Source organism: Dyella marensis (genome assembly GCF_049532885.1).
Lineage (GTDB): Bacteria > Pseudomonadota > Gammaproteobacteria > Xanthomonadales > Rhodanobacteraceae > Dyella_D > Dyella_D marensis.
In genome coordinates this window covers 4,267,404-4,289,851 of record NZ_CP064029.1, presented here as the reverse complement: position 1 = coordinate 4,289,851, position 22,448 = coordinate 4,267,404, and the positions used below count along the sequence as shown (strand labels likewise).

The 22,448-nt window shown below is 66.6% G+C and carries 21 protein-coding genes; 14 read left to right on the top strand and 7 right to left on the bottom strand.

Going from position 1 to position 22,448, the window contains the following annotated elements; genetic code table 11:
* Positions 1–71: 71 nt before the first annotated feature.
* Together ISN75_RS18665 and ISN75_RS18660 are read left to right on the top strand one after the other, a co-directional pair.
* Positions 72–1,244, top strand: coding sequence for a glycosyltransferase family 4 protein (locus ISN75_RS18665; protein WP_343817495.1), 1,173 nt, complete (start codon positions 72–74; stop codon positions 1,242–1,244).
* 365 nt (positions 1,245–1,609) lie between these two features.
* Positions 1,610–3,046, top strand: a complete 1,437-nt coding sequence (locus ISN75_RS18660) for a right-handed parallel beta-helix repeat-containing protein (protein WP_343817493.1) — start codon at positions 1,610–1,612, stop codon at positions 3,044–3,046.
* A gap of 71 nt (positions 3,047–3,117) precedes the next feature.
* Here ISN75_RS18660 and ISN75_RS18655 read toward each other — a convergent pair whose 3' ends face one another.
* Both ISN75_RS18655 and ISN75_RS18650 read right to left on the bottom strand, forming a co-directional pair.
* The gene (locus ISN75_RS18655; RefSeq protein WP_343817491.1) at positions 3,118–3,861 is read right to left on the bottom strand and encodes a YdcF family protein; all 744 of its coding nucleotides are present in this window, start codon (positions 3,859–3,861) and stop codon (positions 3,118–3,120) included.
* 31 nt (positions 3,862–3,892) lie between these two features.
* A complete protein-coding gene (locus ISN75_RS18650) occupies positions 3,893–4,942 on the bottom strand; it encodes an undecaprenyl/decaprenyl-phosphate alpha-N-acetylglucosaminyl 1-phosphate transferase (protein WP_243868155.1) in 1,050 nt (349 codons plus the stop codon).
* A gap of 349 nt (positions 4,943–5,291) precedes the next feature.
* Between ISN75_RS18650 and ISN75_RS18645 the strand changes: the two genes are divergently transcribed.
* The 6 genes from ISN75_RS18645 to tpx all read left to right on the top strand — a co-directional run bounded on the left by ISN75_RS18645 (position 5,292) and on the right by tpx (position 11,081).
* Positions 5,292–5,612 carry a hypothetical protein gene (locus ISN75_RS18645; RefSeq protein WP_167257005.1) on the top strand — a complete coding sequence of 107 codons (321 nt, stop codon included), beginning with the start codon at positions 5,292–5,294 and terminating at the stop codon, positions 5,610–5,612.
* Between the two features lie 232 nt (positions 5,613–5,844).
* Positions 5,845–6,867 carry a polysaccharide biosynthesis/export family protein gene (locus ISN75_RS18640; protein ID WP_167257103.1) on the top strand — a complete coding sequence of 341 codons (1,023 nt, stop codon included), beginning with the start codon at positions 5,845–5,847 and terminating at the stop codon, positions 6,865–6,867.
* Between the two features lie 107 nt (positions 6,868–6,974).
* Entirely contained in the window at positions 6,975–7,556 is a 582-nt protein-coding gene (locus ISN75_RS18635) for a YjbF family lipoprotein (RefSeq protein WP_343817489.1), read from the top strand.
* The gene (locus ISN75_RS18630) at positions 7,553–8,341 is read left to right on the top strand and encodes a capsule biosynthesis GfcC family protein (protein ID WP_343817487.1); all 789 of its coding nucleotides are present in this window, start codon (positions 7,553–7,555) and stop codon (positions 8,339–8,341) included. The genes ISN75_RS18635 and ISN75_RS18630 overlap by 4 nt, the downstream gene beginning before the upstream one ends.
* The gene (locus ISN75_RS18625; RefSeq protein WP_343817485.1) at positions 8,338–10,506 is read left to right on the top strand and encodes a YjbH domain-containing protein; all 2,169 of its coding nucleotides are present in this window, start codon (positions 8,338–8,340) and stop codon (positions 10,504–10,506) included. Before ISN75_RS18630 ends, ISN75_RS18625 begins: the two co-directional genes overlap by 4 nt.
* 77 nt (positions 10,507–10,583) lie before the next feature.
* Complete coding sequence (tpx, locus tag ISN75_RS18620; RefSeq protein WP_343817483.1) at positions 10,584–11,081, top strand: thiol peroxidase; 498 nt, start codon at positions 10,584–10,586, stop codon at positions 11,079–11,081.
* Positions 11,082–11,139: 58 nt separating this feature from the next.
* Here tpx and ISN75_RS18615 read toward each other — a convergent pair whose 3' ends face one another.
* Both ISN75_RS18615 and gap read right to left on the bottom strand, forming a co-directional pair.
* Positions 11,140–11,559, bottom strand: a complete 420-nt coding sequence (locus tag ISN75_RS18615; protein WP_343817481.1) for a group III truncated hemoglobin — start codon at positions 11,557–11,559, stop codon at positions 11,140–11,142.
* Positions 11,560–11,655: 96 nt separating this feature from the next.
* Entirely contained in the window at positions 11,656–12,669 is a 1,014-nt protein-coding gene (gap, locus tag ISN75_RS18610; RefSeq protein WP_343817479.1) for a type I glyceraldehyde-3-phosphate dehydrogenase, read from the bottom strand.
* 175 nt (positions 12,670–12,844) lie between these two features.
* Between gap and ISN75_RS18605 the strand changes: the two genes are divergently transcribed.
* The 5 genes from ISN75_RS18605 (at position 12,845) to ISN75_RS18585 (ending at position 17,726) form a co-directional block, all read left to right on the top strand.
* Entirely contained in the window at positions 12,845–13,315 is a 471-nt protein-coding gene (locus ISN75_RS18605; RefSeq protein ID WP_168647765.1) for an OsmC family protein, read from the top strand.
* 85 nt (positions 13,316–13,400) lie between these two features.
* A complete protein-coding gene (locus ISN75_RS18600; RefSeq protein ID WP_343817477.1) occupies positions 13,401–14,210 on the top strand; it encodes a S1/P1 nuclease in 810 nt (269 codons plus the stop codon).
* A 327-nt stretch (positions 14,211–14,537) separates the two neighbouring features.
* The gene (gene pyk / locus ISN75_RS18595) at positions 14,538–16,013 is read left to right on the top strand and encodes a pyruvate kinase (protein ID WP_343817475.1); all 1,476 of its coding nucleotides are present in this window, start codon (positions 14,538–14,540) and stop codon (positions 16,011–16,013) included.
* 78 nt (positions 16,014–16,091) lie between these two features.
* Positions 16,092–16,547, top strand: coding sequence for an energy transducer TonB (locus ISN75_RS18590; protein ID WP_167257096.1), 456 nt, complete (start codon positions 16,092–16,094; stop codon positions 16,545–16,547).
* A gap of 174 nt (positions 16,548–16,721) precedes the next feature.
* A complete protein-coding gene (locus tag ISN75_RS18585) occupies positions 16,722–17,726 on the top strand; it encodes a class I fructose-bisphosphate aldolase (protein ID WP_167257095.1) in 1,005 nt (334 codons plus the stop codon).
* Between the two features lie 136 nt (positions 17,727–17,862).
* Here the strand turns inward: ISN75_RS18585 and ISN75_RS18580 are convergent, their stop codons facing one another.
* Both ISN75_RS18580 and ISN75_RS18575 read right to left on the bottom strand, forming a co-directional pair.
* Positions 17,863–18,453 (bottom strand): porin family protein, encoded by a 591-nt coding sequence (locus tag ISN75_RS18580; RefSeq protein WP_167257094.1) that lies wholly within the window; start codon positions 18,451–18,453, stop codon positions 17,863–17,865.
* A gap of 250 nt (positions 18,454–18,703) precedes the next feature.
* Positions 18,704–19,450 carry an outer membrane protein gene (locus tag ISN75_RS18575; RefSeq protein WP_168647767.1) on the bottom strand — a complete coding sequence of 249 codons (747 nt, stop codon included), beginning with the start codon at positions 19,448–19,450 and terminating at the stop codon, positions 18,704–18,706.
* 252 nt (positions 19,451–19,702) lie between these two features.
* Here ISN75_RS18575 and tkt point away from each other — a divergent pair, with 252 nt between their 5' ends.
* Complete coding sequence (tkt, locus tag ISN75_RS18570; protein ID WP_167257092.1) at positions 19,703–21,712, top strand: transketolase; 2,010 nt, start codon at positions 19,703–19,705, stop codon at positions 21,710–21,712.
* A 93-nt stretch (positions 21,713–21,805) separates the two neighbouring features.
* Here the strand turns inward: tkt and ISN75_RS18565 are convergent, their stop codons facing one another.
* On the bottom strand, positions 21,806–22,438 hold the full coding sequence (locus ISN75_RS18565) for an HAD hydrolase-like protein (RefSeq protein WP_343818249.1): 633 nt from the start codon (positions 22,436–22,438) through the stop codon (positions 21,806–21,808).
* Positions 22,439–22,448 lie beyond the last annotated feature (10 nt).

Here is a 22,448-nt window from a genome sequence, read left to right as displayed (position 1 = left end):
AGGAAGGCGCATGCGCCGCCTGTGGCGCAGCCGCGCGAGCGACCCTTATCCCCGGAGCGGCAAGCCATCCCATGAAGATCGTCCTGTTCGCCAATACCGACTGGTATCTCTACAACTTCCGGCGCTCGCTGGCGCTGTCGCTGCATAAGGCCGGCCACGAGCTGCTGCTGCTGTCACCGCCGGGTCCCTATGGCGAGAAGCTGCGCGCGCTCGGCCTGCGCTGGGAGCCGGTGCCGATGGAGCGGCGCAGCCTCAATCCGCTGCGCGAGCTGGCCCTGCTGCGCTATCTGGCGAAGCTGCTCAAGCGCGAGCGGCCGTCGCTGGTGCATGGCTTCACCATCAAGTGCGCGGTGTATGGCTCATTGGCGGCGCGGCTGGCCGGCGTGCGTGCGCGCGTCAACGCGGTGGCCGGCATGGGTTATGTGTTCACCAGCAACGACCTGAAGGCGCGCGCGCTGCGGCCGGTGGTGCGCGCGCTGCTGCGGCTGGCGCTGGACGGCGAGGGCGCGCGGCTGATCCTGCAGAACAGCGACGACGTGGCGCTGTTCGAGCGCGCGGGGCTGGTCGATCCCTCGCGCATCCGCCTGGTGCGCGGCTCGGGCGTGGACTGCTGGCGCTTCGTCAAGCGCGGCGGCGAGCGTTCGGGCGGGCCGTTGCGTGTGCTCGTCGCGGCACGACTGCTGTGGGACAAGGGCCTGGAGGAATACGTCGCCGCGGCGCGCGAGCTGCTGGCCGAAGGGCGGCGTATCGAATTCATGCTCGCCGGCACGCCCGATCCCGGCAATCCCGCGGCGGTGCCGGAAGAGACCGTGCGCGGCTGGGTCAACGAGGGCGTGATCAATTGGCTGGGCCATGTGGAAGACATGCCCAACCTGCTCGGTGCGGTGGATGTGGTTGCGTTGCCCAGCTATCGCGAAGGTTTGCCGAAGACGCTGATCGAAGCCGCGGCTTGCGCGCAGCCTTTGATCACTACCGATGTGCCCGGTTGCCGCGAAGTGGTCAGCGACGGCGTCGATGGCCTGCTGGTGCCGGTGCGCGATGCGAAGGCGCTGGCGCATGCGATCCGCCGCTTGCACGACGATCCGGCGCTGGCGCGGCGTCTGGGCGAGGCGGCATGGGCGAAGGCGCATGCGGAATTCGATGAGCGGATTGTGATCCGGCGGACCGTGGATGTGTATCGAGAATTGTGCGGGCCGTTGGCGATGCCGGTGGAGGAACCCGTGGCGCAAAGGCGTGTTGCGTAGCCGGCTATCGAGCTCTTCTCCCCTCCGGGGAGAAGATGCCGGCAGGCAGATGAGGGGCGGGTGCTTGCGGTGACGCTTCTACGAAGAGAAGAAGAGCTTTTGAGCTTGTATCGACCTTCAGCTCTTCGCTCCGCCCGGCCCCTCACCCCAACCCTCTCCCCGGAGGGGAGAGGGAGATGAAAGGGCGTCGCTAGATGGTCGAAAAAAAACTTGCATCTTCCTGCGTCCGGATCGCAAGGAATAGATTCATGCGCGAGTAAACCCCGCGCCTGCGCGTATCCCTAAACTAAGCGTTCCGGGGGAAGCCGATGAATGCGCATGTCTCGACGTGCGGCCAGCAGCGATCAGCTTCGAGGAACATCGACATGCCCGACACGCCGGCGAACGTACTGGACTTCCTGCCCAAGGAAGAGCACGCGGCGATCCGCGCGGGGCGCAGCAGCTACGACTGCACTGCTGGCATCCAGAAGGCCATCGACGGTTCGCGCCGCGTGCTGATTCCCGCGGGCGTCTATCCGGTGAAGCAGATCAACCTGCGCTCGGGGCTGGAGCTGTACGGCGAGGGCGCCTCGAGCGAGCTGCGCTCCTTCGACGATACGCTGGCCTCGGAATTCATGCTGGCCACCTACATCAAGGACGGCGGTACGCCGCGCGTGGCCGACAATATGCGCGACATCCACCTGCACGACCTGAAGCTCAATGGCCGCGTGGGCGAGTTCGGCTACGCGCAGTACTACTACCTGCTGGCAGTGAACGCCACCTCGGACCTGACCGTGGAGCGGATGACCTTCTTCGGCTTCCGCGGCGACGGCATGTACGTGGGCTCGGGCACCAAGTCCAACACCGAGCGGCACAACGAGCGGGTCACCGTGCGGGACTGCATCTTCGATGGCGCGGTGAAGGACAACCGCAACGGCCTGTCGATCATCGACTGCGACGGCCTGCTGGTGGAGAACTGCACCTTCCGCAATATCGGCAATGCCAAGCTGTCGCGCTCGGTGGGCGGTATCGATTTCGAGCCGGATCACGACTTCAGCGTGTACCGCAACGTGACCATACGGCGCTGCAACTTCATCGACATCGACACGGTGAACACCGCTGGCATCACCTTCTTCAACGGCCACCAGAAGGGCAGCAACATCGGTAACTGGCAGGTGCTGGATTGCCAGTTCCGCAATTGCTACTGGGGCATCGACAGCTCGACCCGGCCCAAGACCGCGGCGGACACGCCGGACAACCTCACCGTGCGCAACTGCCATTTCCTCAATTCGGTGCGCACCGATCTGGCGATCAAGGGGCTGAGCGGCGCGCGCGTGATGGGCTGCATCTTCGAGCGCTCGCCCCCGGGCAACGGGCCGGGCGGCGACGCGATCCGGCTGGGCGACATGGCGTCGGCGCGCAGCCGCAATGCGGTGAATGCGGTGATCACCGGCAATACGTTTATCGGGATCCGTCCGCAGATGGGTGCGATCGGCGTACTTGGGGTGAGCGGACTGGTGGTGGCCGGCAACACCTTCAGCGATATCTATGGCACCTGCATCAATTTCTCCGAAGACGAATCGGCCGACAGCGCGCGGCATATCGGTTCGGTGGTGATCTCGGGCAATACGGTGCGGCGCACGCGCACGCTCGCCACGGGCAGGCCGGTGCCGATGGCCTTCCTGAGCACCGGCAAGAAGCTGCAGCTGAGCAAGGGCGACGTGCGGCTGGATGCGCAATCGTTCGAGTACGACAACACGGTGGATACCGGCGTGCCGCGGGTGGCGAATGGGGCGGCGGTGGAGTTCGGCGGTAAACCTTGACGTAGGTTGGGGTGAAAACCCCAATACCGCCCACTTCATGCGCCCCGCAACGTTGGGGTTGTCACCCCAACCTACGCCCAGCCGCGCAATCGATAGACCCATAAGCCGATGTACTCGTGCAAGGTATGCGAGGCATCCCACAGCACCGCACGCCGCGGCTCCCACTCGCTGCCTGGCTCGCGCATGGGAGGTAGCAGTGCGGGCGCGGGAATCACATGCAGCCCTTGCTTCTCGAAGCTCGCCGCGGCACGCGGCATATGCTCGGGCGAGGTGACCAGCAGCACGGTATGCGCACCGTCGCCGCGCAGGATCGCCGCGGAATTGCGCGCGTTCTCATAGGTGGTATGGCTTGAAGTCTCCAGGTGCACCGCGGAGGAGGGCACGCCCTGGCGCTCCAGCATCGCGGCCATGCGCTTGGCGTCGTTCTCGCCGGAAAGCACCACCAGCGGCGCGCGGCTGGCGCGGAACAGCAGATAGCCGAAGCCGACGCGGCTGTTGGCGATGGCGTCGCCGCTTTCATCGCGCCAGCTGTCCTTCTCGTCAGCCAGCGCTTCGCCGCCGAGCACCACGATGGCATCCGCCCTGGGGTAGTCCACCGCGGGCTGCGTGGCGTACTGGCCTTGCAGGCAGCGCTGCAGTCCGTGCGCGAACGCGGGCGTCGCGCACAGCAGCAGCCATAGCGGCGCGAGCGCGGCGATGCCCAGGCCCAGCCGGTAGCGCCGCAGCACGATGCACAGCAGAGCGATGGCGCCGAGCAGCCACGCCTGGGTGATGGGGTGGCTGATGCTCAGGTTGACCAGGTCGAACACGTACATGGCGCGGCGGAGGCGCTGGCCTGCGCCCCCGTCACTGCCCGCGCTGCTGCACCGCCTGGCTGGCGGCGATGGTGGAGCGGCGCGTGGTGCACACGATGTAGGTCAGCAGCAGGAAGCCGAACAGGCCCAGGCTGGCGAGCTGGCCGTAGTCGTGGATCAGGTGGCCGATAAAGGCCAGCAGGATCGAGGCGATCACCAGCACCAGCAAGGTCATGCGCGGACTCAGGCCGGTGCGTAGCAGAATGTGGTGGATATGGCCGCGGTCCGGCTTGAACGGCGACTGGTGGTTGCGCATGCGGCGGCACATCACCGCGAGCGTGTCGAGCGCGGGCAGGGCCACGCACCACAGCACGTCGGTGGGCAGCAGGTCAGAACCCGGGCTCTGGCTAAGGTCGATCAGCGCCCAGCCGAGCAGATAGCCCAGCACCGTGCTGCCGGCATCGCCCATGAAGATCTTCCGGCCGAACAGGCCGAGGTTGGCGGCGAGGTAGGGAATCATCGCCGCGCCGAGCATGGCGATCAGAACCGTGACGCCCAGCGTGACGCCACCGTGATGGAACGCAAAGATCGAACCGATGCCGACCAGGCCCATGCTGCCGGACAAGCCGTCGATGCCGTCCATCATGTTGAACGCGTTGAGCAGTCCGATCACCGCGATGAGGGTGACCGGGATGCCGAGCGGGCCCAGCTGAAGCTGAACGCCGTTGAGCGTACCCAGCGAACGGATATAGACGTCTGTACTGCCAATCATCACGAACACGGCCAGGGTCTGCACGATCAGGCGCGTGCGCACGCTGAGCTCGTGGCGGTCGTCCAGCGAGCCCATGATGGTGAGGCCCGCGGCCGTGGTCAGCAGCATGCGGCTCATCTGCGTGGCGTCGCCGTACCACCAGGCGCCGACGAAGACGCCGCAGAACATCGCCAGGCCACCTACCAGCGGCACGCTGCCCTGGTGCTGCTTACGGTCGCTGGGGCGGTCCAGCAGGCCGAGCGGCTCCGCCAGGCGGCGCAGAACGACAATCGCCACGGCAGAGGTGAACAAAGCCGCAGCGCAGGCGAGCATCGTTCTTGTGTCTTGCATATCGTGGCTTCCTCGGGGCAATCCAGTGGGGATGGCTCGCGTCGAATGGAGCGTCACGCGTCGCCTATCATCGCTCGCTTCTGCGAAGCGGTGATGACAAGAAGCTGATCGAGCGAGTCGCAACAGCGAAAAGCTTGCGCGACATCACGAACCCGCGACGGAGATGAGCCAGATGTATCGAAGCTCTTCGCGGCGAAGGGCAACTCTAAGCGATGTAAGTGAACGTCCAGTAGATTTTTCTCAATGTGGGTTGGTGTTGGTTCAGTCATTCACGCACGAACGAAGCTACAGTCCAGTCGCTTCACTCTCCGCATCTCCGCCATCACGCGACGCACCGAAGAGGATGCTCATGAAACTTCTTGCCGCTTCCATCGCAGCGACCTCCGCCCTGCTTCTGGCCAGCACCGCTTTCGCGCAGAACGCGCAGAACGCACAGCAGCAGCCGACCACCGTGAACCAGCTCATCGATCAGCAGCAGGCCAAGCCCGCGACGCCGGCGCAGCTGATCTCGCCCAAGAGCGCCAAGGGCGCCGCGCACGGCAGCATGAAGGCCAGCCATGCGGGTCCGGGTGCGGCAGCCGCAGCGGCCGTTGCAGGCACCGGCGGCACCGGTACGGGCGGCACGGGTACCGGCGGCACCGGCACCACGGGCACCACGGGTACGCATTGATTAGTTCTTAACGACGCGTTCGCATAAACGAACGCGTCGCTCGGCCTGCAGCCCGCGCGGCACGCAGGCCGGCACGTCTCACGTCATCGGTAGGGGGCCGAGGATCCAAGTTCGCCGCACCGCCGGCGTTCGCGATAATCGAAGGGCTCTACGGATGAACAAGCGACGGGCATTGTTGTTGGCATGTGCCGCCCTGACCCTGCACGGCTGTTTCTGGGCTCCAGGCCAGCACATGAGCGCGACCGACTTCTCGCGCCAAGGCTCGATCGACGCGGCTCGCTATCAGCTGGTGCCGATCACGCCGAAATTGCTGGCGATGGACAAAGCCTCCAATCCGCTGGCGACCCTTCCCGACGAGTTGCGCAACTACCAGCCGGAGGCTTACCGCATCGGCGTGGGCGACTCGCTCTACATCACGGTGTGGGACCACCCTGAGCTCACATCGCCCGCGGGCTCGCAGCAGCTGCCCAGCGCGAACGGCCGCGTGGTGCGCGCCGACGGCACGCTGTTCTATCCCTACGTCGGCGTGGTCAAGGCTTCCGGCAAGACGGTGGAAGAACTGCGCGTGGAGATCTCGCAGCGCCTGGCCAAGTACGTGCAGGACCCGCAGGTCGACATGAGCGTGATCAGCTACGGCGCGCAGCGCATCACCATGCGCGGCGCCTTCGTCAAGACCGATCCGCTGCCGGTGACGGTGACGCCGCTGAGCCTTGCGCAGGCGGTGGGCACGGCGCAGATCAATACCGACCAGGCCGATCTCTCCGGCCTGGTGCTGTCGCGCGACGGACGCGATTACCACCTGGATCTCGACGCGCTCGCGCGCAATCACCAGCTGGGCGATGTGTGGCTCAAGCCCGGCGACCAGATCTTCCTTCCCTATGCGGATCGCAAGGAGGTCTACGTGGTGGGCGAGGTGACGCGTCCGGCGGCTTTGCCGTTCAAGACCAGCGACATGAGCCTGTCGCAGGCGCTGGGCAAAGCCGGTGGATTGAACGAGACCACCTCCAAGGGCAATGCGGTCTACGTGATCCGCGGCGTGGAGGACATGGAGAAGTCGCCCGCCACGATCTACCAGCTCGACGCGAAATCGCCCGCGGCATTCGCGATGGCTTCGCAGTTCTCCGTGCATCCCGGCGACGTGGTGTTCGTGGGCCCCGCGGGCGTGACGCGCTGGAACCGTTTCCTCTCGCAGCTGCTGCCGCTGTCCGGCATCGTGACCAACGCGGCTTCGGCTAAGAACGACCTCACCAATTGAGGTATGCGCGCATGACGAGCTTCCCGTGGCGAGCTTCGCTCCGCCTCGCGGCCCTGGCGGCTGCGAGTTGGATCGTCGCCGGCTGCACTGACGTATCGCTGGGAAGCGTGGATACGATCCGCCAGGCCGTCGGCGGCGGCACCGACGTGCATCCCACCGCGGCGTCGGTGGCGGCCGAGCCGTATTACCAGCTGCAGGTGAATGCACCGGGCGGCGAGGCGATCCTGCTGCTGGCCAGCGTGCAGGGCGGCTTGGAAAGCTGGTACGGGCACGATGGGCAGGCGGTATTCCTGCGCAACGGCGTGCTGGTGCGGACGGTGGGACTGGAGGCGAATCTCGATCACGTCGCCTTCGACGGCGGCAATCCGTTCGCGTCGGGCCTGCAGCACGTGCAGGCGCCGATCGCGTACCGCCGCGTGCTGGACTGGTCGCCGGGTTATCGCTACGGCATCACCGCGGTTGCGCAGCTCGAACCGAAGGGTGTCGAGAGCGTGGACATCCTCGGCCAGGTGCGCCAGCTGCGCCGCTACGACGAGCACGTGCGCGCCGACGGCGCGGGCTTCGACGTGACGAACCGCTACTGGGTCGATCCCGCCGACGGTTTTATCTGGAAGAGCCGGCAGCATGTCGCGCCCGGCCAGGCGCTGGAGCTGATCCAGCTGCGCCCGTACCGCGAGGCGCGAACGTGAGGGTTGCCTGCCTGCCCGGATGGCTGCTGTGCCTGTTGATGGGCGTTGCCTGGCCGATCCATGCGATGGCGGTATCCGTCAGCGTTTCCGGACAGGTCGATCGGCCGGGCGTGCAGTCCTTGAACGGCAATGCGCGCCTGGGCGATGCGGCGACGGCGGCGCAGGTGCGGCCCGAGGCCTATGTGCTCGGCGCGAGCTGGACGCAGAAGTCCAGGCAGTTGGAGCAGATGCGTTTGCAGGCTGGCCTGCTGTACGAACTCGGCGCGGTGGCGGATCAGGCCAGGCGCGAAGGCAATGCGCCGCTCGCTGAATTGAGCGCGAAGCTGCGGCAATGGCTGCAGGCGATGCCGGTGACCGGACGCCGCGTGGTGCGCACGCTCGATCCCGGCGCGCTCTATGCGGACGATGCGGACGACCTGCCGCTGGAAGACGGCGACACGCTGAACTATCCGCAACGTCCTTCGACGGTACGCGTGGTCGGCGCGGTACGGAAATCCTGCGAGCTGCCGCACGTGGCGCTGCAGGATGCGCGGAAGTACGTCAAGGCCTGCGCCACGCAGATGGCCGATCGCGATTTGCTCTATGTGATCCAGCCGGACGGCAAGGTGTTCGAGCTGGGCATCGCGCTGTGGAACGAAAGCGCGCCGATGGTGCTGGCGCCCGGCGCCATCGTCTACGTGCCGCTCGACAGCCGCCTCACCGCCGGCGCGGCCGATGCCGTGTTCGGCCGCGAGATGGCGGACTTCATCGCCACCCAGCCGCTGGATGGCGGGGTGCTGCCATGACCGCTCGCCTCAGCTGGCGCAGCGGATGCGTGATGTTGCCGGCCAGCCTGCTGCTGTCGCAATGCATCGTCGGCGCCTCGCATGCGCAGTCGGCACCGGGCTATACGCGCAACGATTACGGCGAAGTCGGCCTGATCCAGACGCCGACGGCGCGCATGGCGGACGAAGGCGACCTGGCCTTCACCGCATCGCGCACGTATCCGTACACGCACTACAACCTCTCGCTGCAGCCGCTGCCGTGGATCGAAGGCACGTTCCGCTACTCGTCGGTGAGCAACCGCTTGTACGGCCCGGTGGGCCTGAGCGGACACCAGGGCTACAAAGACAAATCGATCGACCTGAAGCTGCGCCTGTGGGACGAGACGCGCTGGCGCCCCGCGGTGGCGGTGGGCGGACGCGATATCGGCGGTACCGGCCTGTTCGGCAGCGAATACGTGGTGGCGAGCAAGCGCTTCGGGCCGGTCGACGTCACCGCCGGCCTGGCCTGGGGCAACATGGGTGCGCGCGGCGATATCAAGAGCCCGCTCGGCTGGGCCTGGAGCGGTTTCGACAACCGCGCCGGCAATACCAATCAGCAGGGCGGCGAATTCAATACGCTGCGTTACTTCCGCGGACCGGCGGCATTTATCGGCGGCATCGAATACCAGACGCCGCTGGACAAGCTGCGCCTGAAGGTCGAGCTGGACGGCAACAACTACAAGCACGAAGGGCTGGGCAACAAGTTCAAGCAGCGCTCGCCGATCAATGTCGCGGCGATGTACCGGGTCAACGACAACGTCGATCTGTCGCTCGGTTTCGAGCGCGGCGACAAGGTCATGGCCACGCTTACGCTGCATACCAACCTGGCTAAACATTTCGAGCCGCGCAAGACCGACGATCCCGCGCCCGAGCCGGTGCGCGGACTGGCCACCACGCCCGATCCACCGCAGGGCGCCGCGGCCATGGAGCGCAAGGCGCCGGAGCAGCTGGACTGGGACGAGCTGGCCAAGGCGCTGGGCCAGAACGCGGGCATCGACGTCTCCAGCATCGGCCGGCGCGGTTCCGAACTGGTGGTGCATGGCGAGCCGCGTGCGTATTTCTATCCCAGCCGCACGCTGGGCCGCACCGCGCGCATCCTCGACAACCGCGTGGACCAGAGCATCGACTGGTTCACCGTGGGCGAAGAGAACTACGGCATGCCGCTGGCGGAGCAGAGCATCCATCGCCCGCGCTTTATCGACGCGCTGGATCACCGCATCGACATGCAGGAGCTGCGCCGCAGCGCGGAGCAGAATCCGCCGGGGCAGCAGGACGAGGTGACGCTCTACACCAAGCCGCCGAAGCGTTTCGACGGCGGCGTGTCGCTGGGCTACCAGCAGAGCCTGGGCGGGCCGAACGCGTTCGTGCTGTACCAGTTCACCGCCAACGGCAACGCGACGTATCGCTTCTCGCGCAATCTGTGGTGGGACGGCGTGGTGAGCGCGAACCTGCTCAACAACTACGACAAGTTCACCTACACCGCGCCCAGCCTGCTGCCGCGCGTGCGCACCAATATCCGCCAGTACCTCACCACCTCCGACGTGACCATGCCGAACTTCCAGCTCACCGGCACCAAGGTGCTGGGGCCGGATCTGTTCGGCATGGCGTATGGCGGCATGCTGGAATCCATGTACGCGGGCGTGGGCGGCGAAGTGCTGTACCGGCCGTATGGCGAGCGCTGGGCGTTCGGCGTCGATATGAACTGGGTGCGCCAGCGCGGCTTCCGCCAGGACTTCGCGCTGCGCGGCTACAAGACGGTGACGGGCAACGCCACGCTGTACTTCAATACCGGCTTCCACGACGTCACCATCGCCGCCAGCGTGGGCCGCTATCTGGCCAAGGACTATGGCGTCACCGTCGACGTGTCGCGCGAGTTCGACAACGGCGTGCGCATGGGCGCCTACGCCACCATCACCAACAAGTCCGGCACGCAGACGGGCGAGGGCAGTTTCGACAAGGGCATTTATTTCTCGATCCCGTTCGACCTGCTGCTGCCGCACTCCAGCCGCTCGCGCGCCAGCTTCATGTGGGAGCCGCTGCTGCGCGACGGCGGCGCGCGCTTGTACCGGCGCTATAACCTTTACGACATGACCAGCGACCGCGACCCGGATCTGTTCGAGAAGAACCTGGAGAAGTCGCTGGACTGACGGGCCGGACGGCCGGGCATGGATCGAAGGCGCCGCCGCGTGGTTTACTGGGCGGCCCTTTCATCCAGGAGATTCATATGTCCACGGTTACGCTCAAAGGCAATCCGGTCCAGGTCGATGGCCGCTTTCTTAAGACTGGCGACAAGGCGCCGGTATTTACGCTGGTCGCCAAGGATCTGTCGAACGTGGCGCTGTCCTCGTTCGCCGGCAAGCGCAAGGTACTGAATATTTTTCCCAGCATCGACACGCCGACTTGCGCCACCTCGGTGCGCCGCTTCAACGAGCAGGCCGCCACGCTGCAGGACGCGGTGGTGCTGTGCATCTCGGCCGACCTGCCGTTCGCGCAGGCGCGCTTCTGCGGTGCGGAAGGCCTGGATAACGTGGTGACGCTGTCCACCCTGCGCGGCGCGGAATTCCTGCGCGACTACGGCGTGGCGCTGGCTTCGGGCCCGCTGGCCGGCCTGGCCGCGCGCGCGGTGGTGGTGCTGGACCAGAACGACAAGGTGCTGCATGCCGAGCTGGTGAGCGAGATTGCGCACGAGCCGGATTATGAGGCGGCGTTGAAGGTGCTCTGACGTACGCAACCCGTAGGTTGGGGTGAGCCGCAGGCTCACCCCAACCTACGCCGATCGTTTATTGATTGACGATGGGAATGCCGAGCGGCTTGGCCCCTCGGCGTTCCTGCAGTCCCAGCCCCATGCGCAGGCTGCTGCCGATGCGTTCGGCATTGCCGATGATCCGCGCGGCGGGGACATCCTCGAACAGCTCGCGCACCGTCTCCCGCCACAGTTCCAGCCAGCGCTCGAAATGCTCGCCGCGGATGCCGGCTTGCTGGCGATGCACCGACATCGGCGAGCCGCGATAGGTCTGCGTGCCTAAGGTGACCGACGACCAGAACGACACCAGGATGCGCTTGTGATCGTCCCAGTCATGCACGGCGGCGTTGAAGACCGGGCCCAGCGCCGGGTCGGCGCGCACCTTGTCGTAGAAGCGGTCGATCAGGGTGGCGAGGCTGCGTTCGTCGATGGAGGCGTGGCGTTCCATGCCTGGCATGATAAATCGCCGCCTTGGCGGCAGCCGTGCGGCAAGTCGACGCAAAGAAAAAGCCGGGCAAGGCCCGGCTTTTTCCGTTCAACAGGGCACTGGCGCTTACTTCGCGGCCATCAGCGCCTTGGTCATGTCGAGCATGCGGTTGGAGAAACCCCACTCGTTGTCGTACCAGCTCAGCACCTTGACCAGGGTGCCTTCCATCACGCGGGTCTGGGTGGAGTCGTAGGTGGACGAGGCCGGGTTGTGGTTGAAGTCCACCGACACCAGCGGCTTGTTGTTCACCGCCAGGATGCCCTTGAGCTTGCCGTTGGCGGCTTCGTTGACGATGGCGTCGATCTCTTCGTGGCTGGTCGCGCGCTTGGCCACGAAGGTCAGGTCGACCACCGACACGTTGATGGTCGGCACGCGCATGGCGAAGCCGTCCAGCTTGCCGTTGAGTTCCGGCAGCACCAGGCCCACTGCGGCGGCGGCGCCGGTCTTGGTCGGGATCTGGCTCATGGTGGCCGAGCGGGCGCGGCGCAGGTCCTTGTGATAGACGTCGGTCAGGACCTGGTCGTTGGTGTAGGCGTGGATGGTGGTCATCAGGCCGTGCACGATGCCGATCTTCTCGTGCAGCACCTTGGCCAGCGGCGCCAGGCAGTTGGTGGTGCACGAGGCGTTGGAGATGACCTGGTGCGCGGCGGTGAGCGTGTCGTCGTTGACGCCGAACACGAAGGTGCCGTCCACGTCCTTCTCGCCCGGGGCGGAGATGATCACCTTCTTGGCGCCGGCGGCGATGTGCGCGCCAGCCTTGGCCTTGGAGGTGAACAGGCCGGTGCATTCCAGCACCACGTCGACATCCAGGTCGCCCCACGGCAGCTTGGACGGGTCGCGCTCGGCGCAGACCTTGATGCGGTCGCCGTTGACGATCAGGTCGCCGCCGTCCACCGACACGGTGCCCGGGAAACGGCCGTGCGCCGTGTCGTACTGGGTCAGGTGGGCGTTGGTCTCGGCGTCGCCGAGGTCGTTGATCGCGACGATCTGGAACTCCTCGGTGCGACCGGACTCGTACAGCGCGCGCAGTACATTGCGGCCGATGCGACCGTAACCGTTGATGGCGACCTTGATGGCCATGGGACAGCGTCCTCCGGAGATGATGGCGGGGCGGCGGCGGCCGGACCCGGCCGCCAAAGAACCCTAATGTTAGCTGGAAAGCGGGGCCATCTCATCCGGCACGGTTCATAGGGCGTGCATGTGGGGTAGGCTCGCGAGCCTTATCCAAGATGTCGAAGCACCCGGGGGCCAGGCCATGAGCGACGAACAGCAGACCATCGAGATCAGCCTGGAACAGATGTCCGGCTACGAATTCCGCGTGCGTTTCGACGACACCTCCGCACCGGACCTGCTCACCGACGAGCTGCCGCCGCTGGGCCAGGGCGCCGGCCCCAATCCCACCCGCATGCTGGCCGTGTCGGTGGCCAACTGCCTGGCCGCCAGCCTGCTGTTCGCCCTGCGCAAGTACAAGAACGAGCCGGGCCAGCTCGCCGCCAAGGCCCGCGCCACGCTGGCGCGCAACGAGCATGGGCGCTGGCGCGTGGCGCGCATCGCGGTGGACCTGGACCTGGGCCAGGCCGAGGCGGACCTGGCCCACGTCGACCGCGCGCTCGCGCAGTTCGAGGACTTCTGCACGGTGACCGAGAGCGTGCGGCAGGGCATCGCCGTCGACGTGAGCGTGCGCGATGCCGCGGGCACGCTGCTGCACAAGGCCGCCACGGGCTGAGGCTCGCTGCGCTGGCGAACACTTCCCTGGCCGGCGTTGCGGCGCCGGCCGTTTCGATGTCCTTCTTCAAATCAAGTTGAATTAAATGATCACTTCCCGACGTTTCCTCGCCGGCCTCCTGGCCGCGCTCGCGGTTGCACCCACCGTCCACGCCTGGGGCCGCCAGGGCCACGCCATCGTGGCCGAGCTGGCGCAGAGGCGCCTGAGTCCGGCCGCCGAGGCCGAAGTCGAGCGCCTGCTGGCGCCGGAAAACACCAGGTCGCTGGCCGATATCGCCAGCTGGGCCGACGAACTGCGCGGCGACGACGCGCGCGCCGACCTGGCCAAGGCCACCAGCAAGCTGCACTACATCAACTTCCACGCGGACGACTGCGTCTATGTGCCGCCGCGCGATTGCGCGAACGGGCAGTGCGTGGTCGGCGGCCTCGATCGCTACGTGGCGGTGCTGGCCGACCGCTCGCAGCCGGATGCGGCGCGCCTGGAAGCGCTGAAGTTCGTGGTGCATTTCGTCGGCGACGTGCACCAGCCGCTGCATGCCGGCAACCGCGACGACAAGGGCGGCAATGCCTACCAGGTGCAGTTCCAGGGCAAGGGCACCAACCTGCACAGCGTGTGGGACTCCGGCCTGCTCGGCACCCACGGCAAGGACTGGCAGGCGTATGCGCAGGAACTGGACGCGCGCCCGGCGGAGGCCATGCCGGCGGCGATCGCGCCGCAGGACAACGTCTATGCGCAGTGGGCCGAGCAATCCTGCGCGGCCAGCCGCGATATCTATCCCGACGGGCACAAGATCGACGACGCCTACGTGGCCGCCGAGCTGCCGCTGGCGGAGCGCCAGCTGCGTGTGGCCGGCGTGCGGCTGGCCGAGGTGTTGAACCGCGCGCTGGCGCGCTGACCGGTCTTTTTTGTTGCGATGCGGAATCGATTTCCGCATCGCGTTGCGGCGGTTTGAGGGCTTGCAAAGGGTGCCCGGATGGATCGTTCGGGCGTCCTCGCCAACAGGTTCGCGGTACGCTTCGGCGCATTCCACCCGGAGGCCATCTGGACGTCCATATGGCATACCAGTTGTATGGCTGAGGACTCATGTGGTCTCCGGCTCGTGATACCACTTTAGACAGTGGTAGACCACGCCAAGGGTGCTTCGTGCAGGGCGCCCTGCAGCCCTCCGAAACTGGCCCATCGACCCTCTGGCGCAACGAGGCAGTTCTGCTAGCCTCGAACGATGACCAACGAAACTCCGCTGCGCCGCACCAAGATCGTCGCCACCCTCGGCCCCGCCACCGATGTGCCCGGGATGCTCGAGAAAATCCTCGCGGAGGGCGTCAACGTCGTCCGCCTCAACCTGTCCCACGGACAGCCCGACGACCATCGCGCCCGCGCCAATGCGGTCCGCGTGGCGGCCGAGAAGCTGGGCCGCGAAGTCGGCGTGCTGGCCGACCTGCAGGGCCCGAAGATCCGCATCGAGAAATTCGCCAACGGCCCGATCGAGCTGAAGGTGGGCGACGAGTTCGTGCTCGATTGCAGCCCCGGCGCGCCGGCCGGCGACAACAGCCGCGTGGGCGTCAGCTACCACGACCTGCCCAGGGACGTGAGCGCCGGCGACGTGCTGCTGCTCGACGACGGCCTGGTGGCTTTGACGGTGGAAAGCGTGGTCGGCGCCGAAGTGCGCTGCCGCGTGCTGGTGGCCGGGCGCCTGTCCGACCGCAAGGGTCTGAATCGCCAGGGCGGCGGCCTGTCGGTGTCCGCGCTGTCGGACAAGGACAAGGCGGACATCAAGCTCGCTGCCGAAATCGGCGCGGACTTTCTCGCCGTGTCCTTCGTGCGTTCCGCCGCCGACATGGAACTGGCGCGCCGCCTGCTGGAAGAAGCCGGTGGCAAGGCCTCGCTGGTGGCCAAGATCGAGCGCGCGGATGCCATTCCCGTGCTGGGCGAAATCATCGACGCGTCCGACGTGGTGATGGTGGCGCGCGGCGACCTGGGCGTGGAGATCGGCGATGCCGAGCTGCCGGGCCTGCAGAAGAAGATCATCCGCGAATCCGTGCAGCGCAATCGCGCGGTGATCACCGCCACGCAGATGCTGCAGTCGATGGTGCGCTCGCCCATTCCGACCCGCGCCGAAGTGCTGGACGTGGCCAATGCGGTGATCGACGGCACCGACGCGGTGATGCTCTCGGAAGAATCTGCCGCCGGTGCGCATCCGGATAAAGCCGTGGCCGCGCTGCGCCGCATCTGCCTGGGCGCCGAGCGCCAGTTCGAGCCGAAGGAAGATCTCGCCACCGCCGGCCATCGCCTGGACCGCACCGACCAGGCCATCGCGCTGGCCGCGATGCTGCTGGCCAGCCAGGTCGGCGTGCGCGCGCTGGTGGCGCTGACCGAATCCGGCGCCACGGCGCAGTGGCTGTCGCGCTATCGCAGCGCGGTGCCGATCTATGCGCTGTCGCCGTTCGCCGACGCGCGCCGCCGCATGCTGATGCTGCGCGACGTGCAGCCGGTGGAATTCACCCACGCCAGCTCGCAGACCACCGCGGCCTCGGCGCGCGAAGCGGTGCGCCTGCTCTTCAGCCAGGGCAAGCTGTCCGAAGGCGACCGCGTGGTGATGACCCATGGCGACCATATCGGCCGTGGCGGCGGCACCAATACGCTGAAGCTGCTGTCGGTCGGCGCCGACGGCGTGGTGGAGAGCCTGCAGGATCTCTGACGCAGGGCGCGGCTGCACCGCCGCGCGGCGCCAGGGCTACACTGCCAGCTACACCCACGTCCCCAAGGAGTCGGCTCCATGAACACGATGCTTCGTTCCCTGTCGCTGGCTGCCGCGACGGCGCTGGCACTGGCCGCCGCCATGCCGGCGCTGGCCCAGTCGCAGGCGCGCAGGGTCGGCCCCGAGCAGCTTCCCACGTATTGGATCCTGCTGAATTTCGGTTCGGTGCAGGCCGACGTGCCCAACAGCGGGCAGAACCTGGACAAGCCCGGCTGCGTGGCCGTGACCTATGAGATCGGCACCGACGGCAAGCCGCAGGACGCGGCGATCAAGAAGGTGGAACCCAAGAGCGATCTCGGTTCGGCCGCGCTCAGCGTGGTCAAGCGTTTCGAATACGGCCCGTCGCTCAACAACGGCAGCAAGAAGGAACCTGTGTCGACCTACTACGTGGTGGGCTTCAACCTGCCCGAGGACAAGGCCGCGGCCAAGAAAGTCACCGACGCCTGCCGACTGCCCGGCTACGACCAGGCCTAAAAGCGGTTTTCGCCGCGCTGCGAAGCCCCCAAACGCCCCGTCTCCACCGGAGGCGGGGCGTTCCCGTGCGCCGATCCGGCTATACTCGCGCCCTTTAGGCTTGGCCGCCCGGCGACGGGATGGTCTCCATTACCAACGCGGCCAAGGGCCGTCCCCGCGTTCCACGGAGTCGTCATGAGCATCGAAGATCTTGAAAGCATCGCCCTGGCGATGGTCGCGCCCGGCAAGGGCATCATCGCCATCGACGAGTCGACCAACACCATCAAGAAGCGTTTCGAAGCGGTCGGCATCGAGAACAACGAAGAGAACCGCCGCGCCTACCGCGAGCTGCTGCTCACCACTCCGGGCCTGAGCGAGCACATCTCCGGCGCCATCCTCTATGACGAAACCCTGCGCCAGTCCACCAAGGACGGCGTGCCCTTCACCGAGGTGATGAAGAAGAACGGCATCATCCCCGGCATCAAGGTGGACAAGGGTCCGGTGCCGCTGGCCGGCTTCCCGGGCGACGTGGTGACCGAGGGCCTGGACGGCCTGCGCGAGCGCCTGCAGGAATACGCCAGGCTCGGCGCGCAGTTCTGCAAGTGGCGCGCGGTGATCAACATCACCGAGGACAACCCCAGCTCCACCGCGATCGAAGCCAACTGCCACGCGCTGGCGCGCTACGCCGCGCTGTGCCAGGAGGCGGGCCTGGTGCCGATGGTCGAGCCGGAAGTGATCATGGACGGCGACCACAGCATCGAAGTCAGCTACGAAGTGCACGAAGCCGTGCTGCGCAGCCTGTTCAACGCGCTGTACGAGCAGAACGTGCTGCTGGAAGGCACCATCCTGAAGGTCAGCATGGTCATTCCGGGCAAGGACGCGGAAGAGCAGGCCGAGGTCGAGGAAGTCGCCGACGCCACCGTGCGCGTGCTGAAGACCACCGTGCCGGCGACGCTGCCGGGCATCGTGTTCCTGTCCGGCGGCCAGACCGACGAGCAGTCCACCGCGCACCTCAACGCCATGAACCGCATGGGGCCGCATCCGTGGCCGCTGTCGTTCTCCTACGGCCGCGCCATGCAGCAGGCCGCGCTCAAGCTGTGGGCCAAGGACATGAAGGCCAACTACGGCGAAGCGCAGAAGACCGTGCTTGCCCGCGCCAGGGACAACGGCCTGGCCGCGCTGGGCCAGTGGAACGGCTGAGTTTCCGGTCCAATGCGATAAAGAAAAAAGGCGCCCGAGGGCGCCTTTTTTCATGGTTCCGACAAGCGAAGAGGGCGCCTTCCGGCGCCCTCCCGCTGTTACGCTCGCCAGTCCGAAGACGTGCGACTTGCCTTACTCAGAAGCGGTATTCCGCGCTCACCGACACCATGTCGGTGCTCAGGTCCACCTTGTTCTTCTTGGCGTCGAAGTAGTCGTAGTTCAGGCCGACGCTCATGTTGTTGCTGAAGTTGTAGCCAAAGCCCGCGCCGGCGTACCAGCTGGTGTCGTCCAGGCTCTTGCGGACCGGGTTCACGTCATTGCTCAGGCCGTGGCCCTTCCAGCTGTACACGCCGGCGCGCGCGCCGACATACCAGTTCTGGTCGATGTTGAAGCGGCCGTTCACACCGGCGGTCCAGCCATGCAGCTGGGTCTTGCCCTTGTCCACTACCGGGTTGCTGTTGAACAGGTTCTTCGGGTGGATGTTGCCCAGGTCGTTGTAGCCGACCTCGGCGCCCAGCGCGAAGTTAGGGGCCAGCGACCAGCGGTAGCCGCCGTTGAGGGCGTAGCCGGTGTCGTGGTCGTCGTACGGGCCCTTGTTGATCGAAGTGCGGCCCACATTGCCGTTGATGAACCAGCCGCCGTTGTCGGACGGCGCGTTCTGCGCGAAGGCGGGAACGGCCATCAGGCCGGCGGTGGCGAAAGCGAGGGCGAGCAGCGTCTTCTTCATGGAGAGTCTCCTGTTATGGAAGAACGGTGGCGGCCGTTGGGGGAAGGGCCGGGCACCGCGTGGCCGAGGGGTCTCGGCTTCACAAGGCTTAGATGGGAATCGCCCCAAAAAGATTCAATACCGATGAGTTCAGTATTAAGGCAAAGTTAAGATTTATGGCTGAGTTCGGGCACATTTAACTTATTGATGACAAAAGAAAACGGGCGCCAGAGGCGCCCGTTTTCAACCCGGCTTGCGGTGATCCCAGATATCAGAAGCGGTATTCGCCGCTCAGCGACACGATGCCGGTGGAGCGTTTCAGGCCCTGGGTGACCTCGCCGGTGGCCGTATTCTTGATCTTGCCGGCGTTAGCGTGGAAGTAGTCGTAGTTCACGCCCAGGCTGACCTGCTCGGTGATGTCCCAGCCGGTGCCGACGCCGCCGTACCAGCTGCCGCGGCCCGGACGGCCGCCGCTGGTCAGGCCCAGGTCCTGGCCGATGCTGTTGTTGTAGTTGTTGCCGTTGTCATTGGCGCGGAAATAGCCGCCGTGGGCGCTGATGTACCACTGCGGCAGCAGGTTGATGCGGCCGTTCACGCCCAGCAGCCAGCCGCGCAGGGCGTTGGTGGTGCTGCGCTGGTTGACGTCCTGCGAATTGAAGACGTTCTTCACCCGGTAGTTGCCGAGGTCCGCGTAGCCGGCCTCGAGGCCCAGGCCTAAGTCCTGGCCGGCCTTCCAGCGGTAGCCGCCGAGCACGCCGTAACCGGTGCGGCGGCCTTTTTCGCCCTTGAAGAAATTGAAGCCGCTGCCGTTGCCGCTGCCGAAGCCGCCGTTATCGCCGCCATTGGTGCGGCCGACGTTGGCGCCGATGAACCAGTTGCCGCTGCCGACCGGCTGGCTGGGCAGGTAGTTGCCGCCCGCCGGGGCGGCCGAGGTGGTGCTGGTGCTGTCCTGAGCCAGGACAGGGACGCCGATGATGCTGGCGCTGGTGAAAGCGAGGGCAAGTAGGGACTTTTTCATGGGAATACTCCTCTTCTTCCTTTCTTAGGGAGCGATCGCCGACAGGGGGAAGGGGGACGCCTGCGACCGCACATGGCCTTGCCAGCCATGCCCCGGATTAGAGCGGGCCGGGACTGAAGGGTTTCCGTATTGCGACCGCATAAATTAAGGCCGAGTTAAGACCGTTGGAACGGGGTGAAGCGGGCGACAGCCCTGCATGGATCGGCGACAATCACCGTTTTTCGCCGCCGCCTTCCCTCCGGAGACCCCCCGATGACCACCCGCCGCGAACTCGCCAACGCCGTCCGCGCCCTCGCCATGGACGCCGTGGAGGCCGCCAAGTCCGGCCACCCGGGCATGCCCATGGGCATGGCCGACCTGGCCGAGGTCTTGTGGAACGACTTCCTGCGCCATAACCCGGCCAACCCGAAGTGGTTCAACCGCGACCGCTTCGTGCTGTCCAACGGCCACGGTTCGATGCTGCAGTACGCCCTGCTGCACCTCACCGGCTACGACCTGCCGATGGCCGAGCTCAAGCGCTTCCGCCAGCTGCATTCGAAGACCGCCGGCCATCCGGAAGCCAGCGAAACCCCGGGCGTGGAAACCACCACCGGCCCGCTGGGCCAGGGCCTGGCCAATGCGGTGGGCTTCGCGCTGGCCGAGAAGGTGCTGGCTGCGCACTTCAACCGTCCGGGCCACGAGATCGTCGATCACCGCACCTTCGTCTTCCTCGGCGACGGCTGCCTGATGGAAGGCATCTCGCATGAAGTGGCCTCGCTCGCCGGCACCTGGGGCCTGGGCAAGCTGGTGGCGGTGTACGACGACAACGGCATTTCCATCGACGGCGAAGTGCACGGCTGGTTCACCGACGACACGCCCAAGCGCTTCGAGGCCTACGGCTGGAACGTGATCCGCCACATCGACGGCCACAACGCCGACGACATCAAGCGCGCGATCGAGCAGGCCGTGGCGCAGTCCGACAAGCCCACCCTGATCTGCGCCAAGACCATCATCGGCTTCGGCGCCCCGCACAAGCAGGGCAAGGAAGAAAGCCACGGCGCGCCGCTGGGCAAGGACGAAATCGCCGCCGCGCGCGAGCAGCTCGGCTGGCACTACGCGCCGTTCGAGATCCCCGCCGACATCTACGCCGGCTGGGACCACAAGGCCGCCGGCGCTGAGCGCGAGAAGGTGTGGAACGCCGCGTTCGACGCCTACGCCGCCGCGCATCCGGAACTGGCCGCCGAGTTCAAGCGCCGCCTCGCCGGCGAGCTGCCGGCCGACTGGGCGGAGAAGTCCGCCGCCTATGTCGCCAAGCTGCAGGCGGAAGGTCCGGAAGTGGCCAGCCGCAAGGCGTCGCAGATGGCGCTCGATGCGTTCGGCCCGCTGCTGCCGGAACTGATCGGCGGCTCCGCGGACCTGGCCGGCTCCAACCTCACCAAGTGGAAGGGCAGCCTGGATGCCGGCAACGGCAACAGCGCCGACGGCAAGGGCAACTACGTGTACTACGGCGTGCGCGAGTTCGGCATGACCGCCATCGCCAACGGCCTGGCCCTGCATGGCGGCTTCATTCCCTACGACGCCACCTTCCTGGTGTTCTCCGACTACGCGCGCAACGCCGTGCGCATGAGCGCGCTGATCCCGGCGCACGCCATCCACGTCTACACCCACGACTCGATCGGCCTGGGCGAAGACGGCCCGACCCACCAGCCGGTGGAGCACCTGGCCAGCCTGCGCTACATCCCGAACAACCAGCTGTGGCGTCCCTGCGACGCGGTGGAATCGGCGGTGTCGTGGAAGCTGGCGATCGAGCGCAAGGGCGCGCCGTCGTGCCTGGTGTTCTCGCGCCAGAACCTCAAGCACCAGCAGCGCAGCGCGCAGCAGGTGGCCGAGATCGCGCGCGGCGGCTACGTGCTGTCCGACCCGCAGGACACGAAGTTCAAGGCGATCCTGATCGCCACTGGCTCGGAAGTTGAGCTGGCGATGGAAGCGGCGCGCACGCTGGCGCAGCAGGACATCGCGGTGCGCGTGGTGTCGATGCCCTGCACCGAGCTGTTCGACGAGCAGCCGCTGGAATACCGCGAAGGCGTGCTGCCGGGCTGGTGCCGTGCGCGCGTGGCGGTGGAAGCGGCGACCGCCGACTTCTGGCGCAAGTACGTGGGCCTGGACGGCGAAGTGGTGGGCATGACCACCTTCGGCGCGTCCGCGCCGGCGGGCCAGCTGTTCGAGCACTTCGGGTTCACCGTGTCGCACGTGGTGGACGCGGTGAAGCGCACGATCCGCTGAGCCATCGATGCACCGGGAAGGCCGCGGCCTTCCCGGTGAGCGATAAAAAAAACGCCGCATGCCGCGGCGTTTTTTATGTCCGCCGCGGCAGCGTCACGCCGCCAGCAGGTCGCCCAGCTGCGACGGCTCGTTCACCAGTACGTGCGCGCCGGCCTGTTCCAGTTCTTCCTGGCTGCCGAAGCCCCACAGCACGCCGATGCCGCGTACGCGGTTGGCCACCGCGCCGTCGATATCGAAATGGCGGTCGCCGATCATCACGGTCTGCGCGGGGTCCGCACCGAAATCCGCCAGCGCCGCGGCAATCATCGAGGCCTTCTCGCTGTGCGCACTGTTCGGATCGGGTCCGTACAGGCGGACGAACGCGTCGGCAAACGGAAACGCCTGCACGATCGGCGCCGCATGCCGCTCCGGCTTGCTGGTGACGATGGCCAGCTCGTGGCCGGCATCGCGCAGCCGCTGGATCATCGCCTCGATGCCCGGATACACGGTGTGCTCGCGCCAGCCGATGGCATGGAAGCGCTGGTGGTAATGCTCCACCGCCGCTTCCACCAGGGCCGGGTCGTGGTCCAGCAGCGGCGCGAAGCTGTGCCGCAGCGGCGGGCCGATCCAGTGGCGCAGTTCCGCCGGCGCCGGCACGCCCAGCTGCTCGAAGGCGTGCCGCACGCAGCTGACGATGCCCAGTTCCGAATCGATCAGGGTGCCGTCCAGGTCGAACAGGCAAAGCATGCGCGGCGAA

Excerpts from the sequence above, each read along its gene's own strand:
- ISN75_RS18625 (WP_343817485.1), top strand. The coding sequence starts at position 8,338 with ATGACCGCTCGCCTCAGCTGGCGCAGCGGATGCGTGATGTTGCCGGCC.
- tkt (WP_167257092.1), top strand. The coding sequence starts at position 19,703 with ATGACCACCCGCCGCGAACTCGCCAACGCCGTCCGCGCCCTCGCCATG.
- tpx (WP_343817483.1), top strand. The coding sequence starts at position 10,584 with ATGTCCACGGTTACGCTCAAAGGCAATCCGGTCCAGGTCGATGGCCGC.
- ISN75_RS18565 (WP_343818249.1), bottom strand. The coding sequence starts at position 22,438 with ATGCTTTGCCTGTTCGACCTGGACGGCACCCTGATCGATTCGGAACTG.
- ISN75_RS18600 (WP_343817477.1), top strand. The coding sequence starts at position 13,401 with ATGATCACTTCCCGACGTTTCCTCGCCGGCCTCCTGGCCGCGCTCGCG.
- pyk (WP_343817475.1), top strand. The coding sequence starts at position 14,538 with ATGACCAACGAAACTCCGCTGCGCCGCACCAAGATCGTCGCCACCCTC.
- ISN75_RS18575 (WP_168647767.1), bottom strand. The coding sequence starts at position 19,450 with ATGAAAAAGTCCCTACTTGCCCTCGCTTTCACCAGCGCCAGCATCATC.
- ISN75_RS18640 (WP_167257103.1), top strand. The coding sequence starts at position 5,845 with ATGAGCGCGACCGACTTCTCGCGCCAAGGCTCGATCGACGCGGCTCGC.
- ISN75_RS18585 (WP_167257095.1), top strand. The coding sequence starts at position 16,722 with ATGAGCATCGAAGATCTTGAAAGCATCGCCCTGGCGATGGTCGCGCCC.
- ISN75_RS18650 (WP_243868155.1), bottom strand. The coding sequence starts at position 4,942 with ATGCAAGACACAAGAACGATGCTCGCCTGCGCTGCGGCTTTGTTCACC.
- ISN75_RS18655 (WP_343817491.1), bottom strand. The coding sequence starts at position 3,861 with ATGTACGTGTTCGACCTGGTCAACCTGAGCATCAGCCACCCCATCACC.
- ISN75_RS18605 (WP_168647765.1), top strand. The coding sequence starts at position 12,845 with ATGAGCGACGAACAGCAGACCATCGAGATCAGCCTGGAACAGATGTCC.
- ISN75_RS18580 (WP_167257094.1), bottom strand. The coding sequence starts at position 18,453 with ATGAAGAAGACGCTGCTCGCCCTCGCTTTCGCCACCGCCGGCCTGATG.
- ISN75_RS18615 (WP_343817481.1), bottom strand. The coding sequence starts at position 11,559 with ATGCCAGGCATGGAACGCCACGCCTCCATCGACGAACGCAGCCTCGCC.
- ISN75_RS18665 (WP_343817495.1), top strand. The coding sequence starts at position 72 with ATGAAGATCGTCCTGTTCGCCAATACCGACTGGTATCTCTACAACTTC.
- ISN75_RS18660 (WP_343817493.1), top strand. The coding sequence starts at position 1,610 with ATGCCCGACACGCCGGCGAACGTACTGGACTTCCTGCCCAAGGAAGAG.
- ISN75_RS18590 (WP_167257096.1), top strand. The coding sequence starts at position 16,092 with ATGAACACGATGCTTCGTTCCCTGTCGCTGGCTGCCGCGACGGCGCTG.
- gap (WP_343817479.1), bottom strand. The coding sequence starts at position 12,669 with ATGGCCATCAAGGTCGCCATCAACGGTTACGGTCGCATCGGCCGCAAT.
- ISN75_RS18645 (WP_167257005.1), top strand. The coding sequence starts at position 5,292 with ATGAAACTTCTTGCCGCTTCCATCGCAGCGACCTCCGCCCTGCTTCTG.